At 71.0% G+C, this 9811-nt stretch carries 8 protein-coding genes; 3 read left to right on the top strand and 5 right to left on the bottom strand.

Translation table 11 applies throughout. The features are described 5' to 3' along the window. A partial coding sequence (locus tag EER30_RS17700; RefSeq protein WP_205650268.1) for an RNA-guided endonuclease TnpB family protein occupies positions 1-897 on the top strand: 897 nt, incomplete at its 5' end. 194 nt (positions 898-1091) lie between these two features. Further along, positions 1092-1268: a hypothetical protein gene (locus EER30_RS47095; RefSeq protein WP_164842357.1), complete on the top strand. Its 177-nt coding sequence runs from the start codon at positions 1092-1094 to the stop codon at positions 1266-1268. A 113-nt stretch (positions 1269-1381) separates the two neighbouring features. Here the strand turns inward: EER30_RS47095 and EER30_RS17695 are convergent, their stop codons facing one another. The 4 genes from EER30_RS17695 to EER30_RS17680 form a co-directional block, all read right to left on the bottom strand. Then, positions 1382-1711 (bottom strand): gamma-glutamylcyclotransferase family protein, encoded by a 330-nt coding sequence (locus tag EER30_RS17695; RefSeq protein WP_127501541.1) that lies wholly within the window; start codon positions 1709-1711, stop codon positions 1382-1384. Positions 1712-1726: 15 nt separating this feature from the next. Next, entirely contained in the window at positions 1727-2191 is a 465-nt protein-coding gene (locus EER30_RS17690; RefSeq protein WP_127501592.1) for a rhodanese-like domain-containing protein, read from the bottom strand. A 58-nt stretch (positions 2192-2249) separates the two neighbouring features. Then, complete coding sequence (gene metH / locus EER30_RS17685; RefSeq protein WP_255436662.1) at positions 2250-5861, bottom strand: methionine synthase; 3612 nt, start codon at positions 5859-5861, stop codon at positions 2250-2252. A 115-nt stretch (positions 5862-5976) separates the two neighbouring features. Beyond that, the gene (locus tag EER30_RS17680; RefSeq protein ID WP_205650267.1) at positions 5977-7653 is read right to left on the bottom strand and encodes a bifunctional 3'-5' exonuclease/DNA polymerase; all 1677 of its coding nucleotides are present in this window, start codon (positions 7651-7653) and stop codon (positions 5977-5979) included. On the opposite strand from EER30_RS17680, the gene EER30_RS17675 reads away from it, so the two are divergent. After that, on the top strand, positions 7603-8661 hold the full coding sequence (locus EER30_RS17675) for an NAD(P)-dependent oxidoreductase (RefSeq protein WP_349290874.1): 1059 nt from the start codon (positions 7603-7605) through the stop codon (positions 8659-8661). The two genes, EER30_RS17680 and EER30_RS17675, sit on opposite strands and share 51 nt — an antisense overlap. 7 nt (positions 8662-8668) lie before the next feature. Here EER30_RS17675 and EER30_RS17670 read toward each other — a convergent pair whose 3' ends face one another. Then, on the bottom strand, positions 8669-9781 hold the full coding sequence (locus tag EER30_RS17670) for a 5-methyltetrahydropteroyltriglutamate--homocysteine S-methyltransferase (protein WP_127501538.1): 1113 nt from the start codon (positions 9779-9781) through the stop codon (positions 8669-8671). Positions 9782-9811 lie beyond the last annotated feature (30 nt).

The following is a 9811-nucleotide window of genomic DNA, read 5'->3' as shown; positions in this document are numbered from 1 at the left end:
ACGCCGTCGTTGTCGTGGTCCCTCGCAGGGCTGCGTAAGGCGTGGAACGCCGCGAAACCCGAGGTCGCCCCCTGGTGGAGCGAAGTGTCCAAGGAGGCGTTCAACACCGGCCTGGACGCACTCGCACGCGGGTTGAAGAACTGGGCCGGCTCCCGCACCAGCAAACGCGCCGGCAGGCCGGTCGGTTTCCCCCGGTTCAAGTCCCGCCGCCGCAGCACACCGTCGGTGCGGTTCACCACCGGGGCGATCAGGGTCGAGCCGGACCGGATGCATGTGGTGCTGCCCCGGCTGGGCCGGTTGAAGCTGCACGAGTCCGCCCGCAAACCCGCCCGGCGTCTGGAGGCCGGCACGGCCCGGATCCTATCCGCGATCGTGCGCCGTGACGGCCTGCACAAGCTGACCATCCGCCTGGCGCGCGAGCACGGCACGGTCGTGGTCGAAGACCTCAACGTGACCGGCATGCTCGCCAACCGCAAGCTGGCCCGGCACATCGCCGATGCCGGGTTCGCGGAGATCCGCCGCCAACTGGCGTACAAGAGCACGTGGAACGGTGGCCGGCTCCTCGTCGCCGACCGCTGGTATCCATCCTCGAAAACCTGCTCGGCATGCGGCGCGGTGAAAACCAAGCTCGCCCTTTCCGAGCGTGTGTACGAATGCGCGGCGTGCGGTCTGGTCATCGACCGCGACCGCAACGCCGCGCTGAACCTCGCCGCGCTCGCGGCTGAGTACGACACCGCCGGGAGTGGCCCGGTGGCAGGACGTGGAGCCGACCAGAAGACCCACGTACGCGGGCAGGTGGCTGTGAAGCGTCAACCCGGCACCACACCTGTGGGTCAGACCGGGACCGCCCTACCGCAAGGCAGGACTATCGGTCATGTGCTCACTAAAGCGCACTGAAAGGTAACGGAAACACCACGTACACCAGGGCGAACGTGCCGGGCGCCACGTCGAACACCGGATTCGGAATCAAGTTCTTCGAGTAGGCGCTTATCGCATCCGCCGGGCGGAAACGGCATCACCGGTTCGGTTGATGACGAACCCCGTCCGGCGGAGCATCATGGTCCGGTCCCTGATCAAGAAAGTGTGCTGCCATGTTCCGTACAGTCGACGCCCAGGATCGTTCCGCCACCGCGAACGAGATCGCCGCCCTGCTCCGCAAGGAGTATGTGGCCAGCGGTGACCGGGCCTACCTGCATGCCGCCGCCATCGCGCTGAGCAAGTCGCGGCAGTCCGACGCTCTCGGCATGGAGGCAACCGGCGACCGCTGACGCCGGCAGGCCTCGCGGACGCAGGCCGAGCCGCTGACGCCGGCAGGCCCCGCGGACGCAGGCCGAGCCGTTGACGTCAGCGGGTCCTTCGGACGCGGGCCGAGCGGTTGACGTCAGCGGGCCACGTAGACCCAGGCGTGGCCGCCGGAGGCGAGGGGCACCTCGACGCGCTGGTAGTCGTCGACCTCGTAGTCGTCGGCGCGCAGGAGCTCGTCGTCGGTGAGCTCGAAGACGGAGCCGTCGACCGTGTCACCGGCCGCGCCGGGCACGAGGATGGGGTGGTGGGTCTCGCCGCTGAGCGCGACCACCTCGGCGTCGGCGATCTCAAGAACGTCGAGACGGTAGCCCACGATGCCGTCGTCGCGGCCGTCGAGCGTACGCCCGAAATTGGCCCTCTGGACGGCCGGGTCGCGCAGGGTTCCGTAGGAGAAGAGCAGCGGCATGCCGTCAACCGTAGATCAGAAACGGATGTCGGCCGGCGTGGAGGCCATCCGCAGCCCGGCCGCCAACCATGCCTCGACGCCCCCGGCCAGATCGGTCGCGTTGTGCAGGCCGAGCGCGCGCAGGCTCGCCGCGGCCAGGCTGGAGCTGTAGCCCTGCCGGCAGACCACGATGATCACGCGGTCGTAGCCGGTCGCCTCGGGGATGCGGTTCGGTGAGGCGGGGTCGAGCCGCCATTCGAGTACGGTGCGGTCGATGACGATCGCCCCGGGCAGATCGCCCTGCCGCTCACGTTGCACGTCGGTACGGGTGTCGATCAGCAGCGCCCCGGCCGCAACGGCCGCCCGGGTCTCGTGCGGATCGAGCCGCCGCAGGCCGTCGCGCGCCTGGGCCAGCAGGGCGTCCACGCCCTGAAGCTCAACGGAGGTCACCCGCCGATCATGACCGACGGGAACGACGCGCGCCTGCCGACAGCGCGGCATGTGGCCGAGGTCGCGCCGGCCGCGGCCCTCGACGGTGAGGGCCGCGGCCAAGCACAGGTCAGCCGATCTCGTAGGCCAGGTTCGGTCGCAGCCACCGCTCGATCTCGTCGACCGTCATGCCACGGCGGGCCGCGTAGTCGACGACCTGGTCTTTGCCGATGCGGCCGACGGTGAAGTAGCGCGACTGCGGGTGGGCGAAGATCAGGCCGCTCACGGCGGCGGCGGGCGTCATCGCGTACGACTCCGTCAGCCCGACGCCGATCTCGGACGTGCCGAGCAGCTCGAAGAGGTCTTTCTTCTCGCTGTGGTCGGGGCTGGCGGGGTAGCCCAGGGCGGGCCGAATGCCCCGGAAACGCTCGGCGTGCAGGTCGGCCAGTTCGGGCTGGGCGTCGGGCTCGAACCACTCGCGGCGGGCCTTGAGGTGCAGGAACTCGGCGAATGCCTCGGCCAGCCGGTCGGCCAGCGCCTTCACCATGATCGCGCGGTAGTCGTCGTTGTCGGCCTCGTACTTCGCCGCCAGTTCTTCGGCGCCGTGGATGGCGACCGCGAAACCGCCGAGGTGGTCGCCGCCGGGGGCGATGTAGTCGGCCAGGCTGCGGTTGGCCCGGCCGGCCGGCTTCTCGGTCTGCTGGCGCAGCATCGGGAAGGTGACGCCGTTCTCGAGGACGATGTCGTCGCCCTCGCTGTGGGCGGGCCAGAACGCGTAGCGCCCGCGGGCCTCGAACGAGCCGTCCTTGATGATCTGGTCGAGGAGTTCGTTGGCCTCCTCGAACAGCTCGCGGGCGACCGGCTGCTCGAGGATCGCCGGGTATTTGCCCTTGAGCTCCCAGGCCAGGAACAGGAACTGCCAGTCGATCATCTCGCGCAGCTCGGCGATCGACGGTCGCACGTCGCGCACGCCCGTGAACGCCGGGGTCGGGATGTCCTCGAAGTCGACCGGCTCGCGGTTGGCCCGGGCCTGCTCGATCGTGAGCAGCGGCTGGGCGTGCCGGTTGGCGTGCTGTACGCGCAGCCGTTCCTGGTCGGTGCGGTTCTCGACGTCCTGCGCCTCGGCGCGGCCGGGGTCGAGCAGGTTGGAGACGACGCCGACGACCCGTGACGCGTCGAGGACGTGCAGGGTCGAGCCCTCGTACGCCGGGGCGATGCGCACCGCCGTGTGCTGCTTGGACGTGGTGGCGCCGCCGATGAGCAGCGGCAGCTTGAGGCCGCGGCGCTGCATCTCGGCGCCGACCGCGACCATCTCGTCGAGCGACGGGGTGATCAGCCCGGACAGGCCGATCACGTCGGCGCCCTCACTGACCGCCGTCTCGAGGATCTTGGCGGCCGGCACCATCACACCGAGGTCGATCACCTCGTAGTTGTTGCAGCCGAGCACGACGCCGACGATGTTCTTGCCGATGTCGTGGACGTCGCCCTTGACCGTGGCCAGCACCACCTTGCCCTGCCCGCGGGTCGCCTCGACGCGGCCCTCGAGGCGCGCCTGCTCCTTCTCGGCCTCCATGAAGGGCTCGAGGTAGGCCACCGAGCGCTTCATGACGCGGGCGCTCTTGACCACCTGGGGCAGGAACATCTTGCCCGAGCCGAAGAGGTCACCGACGATCTTCATGCCGTCCATCAGCGGGCCCTCGATCACGTCGAGCGGCCGGGGCAGGGACTGGCGGGCCTCCTCGGTGTCGTCCTCGATGAAGTCGACGATGCCGTGGACCAGGGCGTGGGACAGGCGCTGGGCGACCGGGGCCTCGCGCCACGACAGGTCGACCTCACGCTGCTTGCCCTTGCCGGTGACCGTCGACGCGTACGTGACCAGGCGGTCGGTCGCGTCGGGGCGGCGGTCGAAGAGCACGTCTTCGACGAGTTCGAGCAGTTCGGCCGGGATGTCTTGGTAGACGGCGAGCTGGCCGGCGTTGACGATGCCCATGTCGAGGCCGGCCTTGACCGCGTAGAACAGGAACGCCGAGTGCATCGCCTCGCGGACCACGTCGTTGCCGCGGAACGAGAACGACAGGTTCGAGATGCCGCCGCTGGTGCGCGCCCCGGGGCAACGCTCCTTGATCAGCGGGAGGGCCTCGATGAACGCCTTGGCGTAGCCGTTGTGCTCGCTGATGCCGGTCGCCACGGCCAGCACGTTGGGGTCGAAGATGATGTCGTCGGGGGCGAACCCGGCCTCGTTGACCAGCAGGTCGTAGGCGCGGCCGCAGATGGCGACCTTGCGGTCACGGGTGTCGGCCTGGCCCTGCTCGTCGAAGGCCATGACGACGACGCCGGCGCCGAAGTCACGGATGCGGCGGGCCTGGGTGAGGAACTGCTCCTCGCCCTCCTTGAGGCTGATCGAGTTGACCACGCCCTTGCCCTGCACGCACTTCAGCCCGGCCTCGAGCACGCTCCACTTGGAGCTGTCGATCATGACCGGGATGCGGGCGACCTCGGGCTCGGTGGCGATGAGGTTGAGGAACGTGGTCATCGCCTGCTCGCTGTCGAGCAGGTCGGCGTCCATGTTGACGTCGAGCAGGTTGGCGCCGCCGCGCACCTGGTCGAGCGCGACGTCGACGGCGCCCTGGAAGTTGTCGGCCTCGATGAGCCGGCGGAACTTGGCCGAACCGGTGACGTTGGTGCGCTCGCCGATCATGACGAAGCCGGTGTCGGGGCCGATCGCAAACGGCTCGAGCCCGCTGAACCGGGTCGTCTCGGCCGGCGCGTCGATCGTCCGAGGCGCGACACCCTCCACGGACTGGGCGATCCGGCCGATATGCGCCGGGGTCGTACCGCAGCAACCGCCGACGATGTTGACCAGGCCGTCCGTCGCGAACCCCTTGATGAGAGCGGCGGTCTGGTCGGGCTGCTCGTCGTAGCCGCCGAACGCGTTGGGCAGACCGGCGTTCGGGTGCGCGGCGACGAAGACGTCGGACAGGCGGGCCAACTCGGCCACGTGCGGCCGGGCCTCGGTTGCGCCGAGCGCGCAGTTCACGCCGACCACCAGCGGCTTCGACCGCTCGATGGAACGCCAGAACGCCTCGACGGTCTGACCGCTGAGGGTGCGCCCGGACAGGTCGGTGATCGTCACCGAGATCCACAGGGGCAGCTCGGGCGCCACCTCGCGGGCCGCGGCGATGGCGGCCTTCGCGTTCAACGTGTCGAAGATCGTCTCGATCAGCAGCAGGTCGACGCCGCCCTCGGCCAGCGCCGCGATCTGCTCGGCGTACGCCGCCTTGACCTGGTCGAAGGTGACCGCGCGGTAGGCCGGCTCGTCGACCCTGGGCGACAGCGACAGGGTCACGTTGAGCGGGCCGATCGAACCGGCGACGAACTTGGTGCCGCCCGCCTCGTCGGCCGCCTGACGGGCCAGCTGCGCCCCGCGGATGTTCATCTCTTTCACGTACGACTCGAGGCCGTAGTCGGCCTGGGCGATGCTCGTCGCGGTGAACGTGTTGGTGGTGGTGATGTCGGCGCCGGCCGCCAGGTATTGCCGGTGGACGTCGAGGATGACGTCGGGCCTGGTCAGGATGAGCAGGTCGGGGTCGCCGGTGACGTCCTGAGGGTGATCGGGGCCGATCAACTCGCCGCGGTAGTCCTCGGGCGTGAGCTTGGCGCCCTGCAGCATCGTGCCCCAGGCGCCGTCGAGGACGAGGATGCGCTCACTCAGGAGACGCTTCAATTCAGCAGTTCTGTTCAAACCGACCACCTCCGGTACAACGGAGGCGCCCTTGGTCGGTTTACACCGAGCGAGCGTGGCGGGTGTCACCCCGTTGCAGCGCCTCTCGCTTCGGACCAACCAAACTACCTGATATTCATTTCGCGTCGGCATAAGCGCCAACAGTTGAGACGTCGAGCGGGAACCGGACAGCGGTGTCGCCGAACAGCAGCCGACCGGCCGTCGCGGCGCTCTCGTGCACCGCCGCCACCACGCGTTCGACCTCGTCAGCCGGGCAGTGCACAACCACCTCGTCGTGCACGAAAAGCACCATCTCGGCCTTGCTGCCCTCCAACGCCGTACGCAATGTGGCGAGCAGCACAAGCGCCCACTCGGCCGCGGTCGCCTGCACGACGAAGTTGCGGGTGAACCGGCCCCGGGCTCGCCCGGACGCACCGCCGAGCGACGGGTCGGACTCTTCGGGCGGGTCGAGGCCGGCGTCGCGCAGGGCCGCCGACGAGGGCGGGCAGGTGCGGCCCAGCCAGGAGCGGACCAGGCCGTTGGCCTCCCCCACCCGGGCGGCGTGCTCGACGAACTCGAACGCGGTCGGGTAGTGGTTGCGCAGCACGGCGAGGGCGGGGATCGCGGCGCCGCCGGTCTGCCCGTACATCGCGCCGATCAGGGCGACCTTGGCCTTGGCCCGGTCGCCGTCGAACGAGTTCGCGGCCAGCTCGGCGTAGAGGTCGCCGGCGGCGGCCGCGGCGGCGAACCGGGCGTCGCCCGAGATAGCGGCGAGCACGCGCGGCTCGAGCTGGCCGGCGTCGGCGACGACGAACTGCCAGCCCGGGTCGGCGACGACGGCGCGGCGCACCGCCTTGGGCACCTGCAGCGCGCCGCCGCCCCGGGTGGCCCAGCGGCCGCTGACCACGCCGCCGGGCACGTATTCGGGCCGGAAGCGGCCGTCGCTGACCCACGCGTCGCACCAGGCCCAGCCGTGCGCCGTCCAGATGCGGTAGAGCTCTTTGTATTCGAGCAGGGGGCGCACGGCCGGGTGGTCGACCTTGCGCAGCACCCAGGCCCGTGTGTTGGGCACGTCGACGCCGGCGCGGGCGAAGGCGCGCACGACCTCGGCCGGGGAGTCGGGGTGCAGCCCCCACGAGCCGAAGGCGGCGTTGATCTCGGCGGTCAGCTCGGCCAGCCGGCGCGGCGGCCCCACCGGCTGGGGCGGGCCCAGCAGCTCGCGCATGAGCTGGTCGTGCAGGTCGGCCCGCCAGGGCAGCCCGGCGTGGCCCATCTCGGCGCCGACCAGCGCCCCGGCCGACTCGGCCGCGACCAGCAGCCGGAACCGGCCCGGATGTTCGGTCAGCGCCAGACGGCGGAGCTGGTCGGCGTAGACCTCGCGGACGGCCTCGAGCGCGTCGAAATCGGCCGCGGCCGGCCCGGTGGAGCTCTCGAAGAGCGCGGCCTGGGCGAAACCCGGCGGCTCGGCCTGGCGCGGCGGCGGATCGGCCGGCACGGGCAGCCCGCGCAGCCGGGCCCGGGCGGCGGCGAGCGCCCGCGGCTCGCCCCAACGGCCCGCGTGGCCGGACAGCAGCGCCTCGGTCAACTCGAGATCGTGACAGCGGCCGACCCGAACCCCGGCCCGCAGCAGGGCGGGATAGAGCTCGGCGGTGGACGGCCAGACCCAGCGGGGGTGGTCGGCGGCTTCCCGGTCGCCGATCGCCCCCGCCAGGTCTGCGACGGACCGGACGGGCCCGGCCGCCGTGCCGTCGGCGCCCAGATCTTGCAGGCGGCCCCCTCGACCGCCCGCATCGGGCACCACAGCTGTCAGCACGCGTTCATTCTGAGCCTGGGGTACGACATTTTCGGCTGCGGGCACCGAGGGTTAGTCAGGGCCCACCTTGAGCCGCACGCAGCCGCAGGTCAGAGACCTGGTCTCCACCGCCCCGAACAATCCTCGATGATGGGTGACATGACCTACAAACTGACCGTCGGCGTGCTGGGCACCGGCATCATGGGCGCGGCGATGGCCCGCAACCTGCTCAGGGCCGGCCACACCGTGCGCGTCTGGAACCGCAGCACCGACAAAGCCGCGCCGCTCGCCGCCGACGGGGCCCACGTCGCCGAGACCCCGGCCGGGGCCGTCCGCGACGCCGACGTGGTGCTGACCATGCTCTACGACGGCGACGCCGTGCGGTCGGTGATGAGCGAGGCCTTCCCGGCCGTGCAGCCCGACGCGCTGTGGATGCAGTCGACGACGGTGAGCCTGGCCGACGTCGACCGCCTCGGCGAGGAGGCCGCGGCGCACGGCCTGGCCTTCTACGACGCACCGGTGCTCGGCACGCGCCAGCCGGCCGAGGCGGGGCAGCTCACCGTGCTGGCCGCCGGCCCCGCGCACCGCCGCGACGAGCTGAACGGGGTGTTCGACGCGGTCGGAAGCCGTACGGTCTGGCTCGACCGGCCCGGCCAGGCGACCCGCCTGAAACTCGTCGCCATGAACTGGGTGCTGGCCCTGACCCACGCCGGCGCCGAGACGCTGTCGCTGGCCGAGGCCCTGGGTGTCGACCCCGACCGGTTCCTCGACGTCATCGCGGGCGGGCCGCTCGACAACGGCTACCTGCGCGCCAAGACCGCCCTCGTGCGCGACAACCGGCTGACCCCGGCCGCCTTCGCCGTCGACACCGCAGGCAAGGACGCCCGCCTGATCGCCGAGGCCGCCCGCGACCACGGCGTCCGCCTCGACCTGGCCGAGGCCGGCGTCGAACGCTTCCGCCGGGCCGCGGCCCAGGGCCACGGCGACAAAGACATGGCCGCCACCTATTACGCGAGCTTCGACCAGTAGCCGCCGGTCAGCCCCAGACCTCCTCGGCGGTTTCGACGATCAGGGCCAGCTTGGCCACCTGTTCGTCGTAGGTGAGGGCGTTGCCCTCGACCGTCGAGGAGAAGCCGCACTGCGGGGAGAGGCAGAGCTGCTCGAGGGGGACGTAGCGGGCGGCCTCGTCGATGCGGCGCTTCAGGTCGTCCTTCGACTCCAGGGCGCCGCGCTTGGTGGTGACCAGGCCCAGCACGACCATCTTGCCGGGTGGCACGAAGCGCAGCGGGGCGAAGCCGCCGGAGCGGTCGTCGTCGTACTCCAGGAAGAAGCCGTCGACGGCCAGGTCGCTGAAGAGGGCCTCGGCCACGAAGTCGTAGCCGCCCTCGGCCGTCCACGAGGAGCGGAAGTTGCCCCGGCACATGTGGGTGGTCACGGACAGCTCGGCCGGCCGGTCGGCGATCGCCGCGTTGACCTGGCGGATGTAGCGCAGGTGCTGGTGTTCCGCGTCGTCGCCGCGGGCGGCCAGCAGGGCGCGCTGCGAAGGGTCGTTCAGGTAGGCGAAGCTCGTGTCGTCGAGCTGCAGGTAGCGGCAGCCCAGCGCGGCGACCCGGCGCACCTGCTCGGCGTAGGCGGCGCTGAGGTCGGCCCAGAACTGTTCCTCGTCGGGATAGACCGCCGGGTCGATCGCGGCCCGGCCGCCCCGGTAGTGGACCATGCTGGGCGACGGGATGGTCAGCTTGGGCGTCACCTCGGGCCCGGCCGCGTCGCGCAGGAACATGAAGTCGTTGCCGAAGATGGTCTCGTCGAGGCGGATCGGGGCGTCGATGGCCAGCGCGGCCGACTCGAAGTCGATCTCGCCGTCGGCGTTGCGGAAGTGCACCTGGATCTTCTCGTCGGTCGGGTGGATGCCGCCGAGGCGATAGATGAAGTCCATGTGCCACGAGGTGCGGCGGAACTCGCCGTCGGTCGCCGAGCGCAGGCCGACGTCGCGCTGCATGCGCACGACGTCGCGGATGGCCGCGTCCTCGGCGGCGCGCAGCTCGGCCGGGTCGAGCCCGACGGTGGCGCGTTTCTCGAGCAGGTCGACGGGGCGCAGGAGGCTGCCGACATGATCGGCCCGGAACGGTGGCGTGTCGCGGATCGTCATCGGCTCAACCTACCGCCGGACGACCCTCCG

The organism is Actinoplanes solisilvae, assembly GCF_003999975.1.
Classification (GTDB): Bacteria; Actinomycetota; Actinomycetes; order Mycobacteriales; family Micromonosporaceae; genus Actinoplanes; species Actinoplanes solisilvae.
The sequence above is the reverse complement of the archived record's forward strand: the minus strand, read 5'-3'. Positions and strand labels throughout refer to the sequence as shown.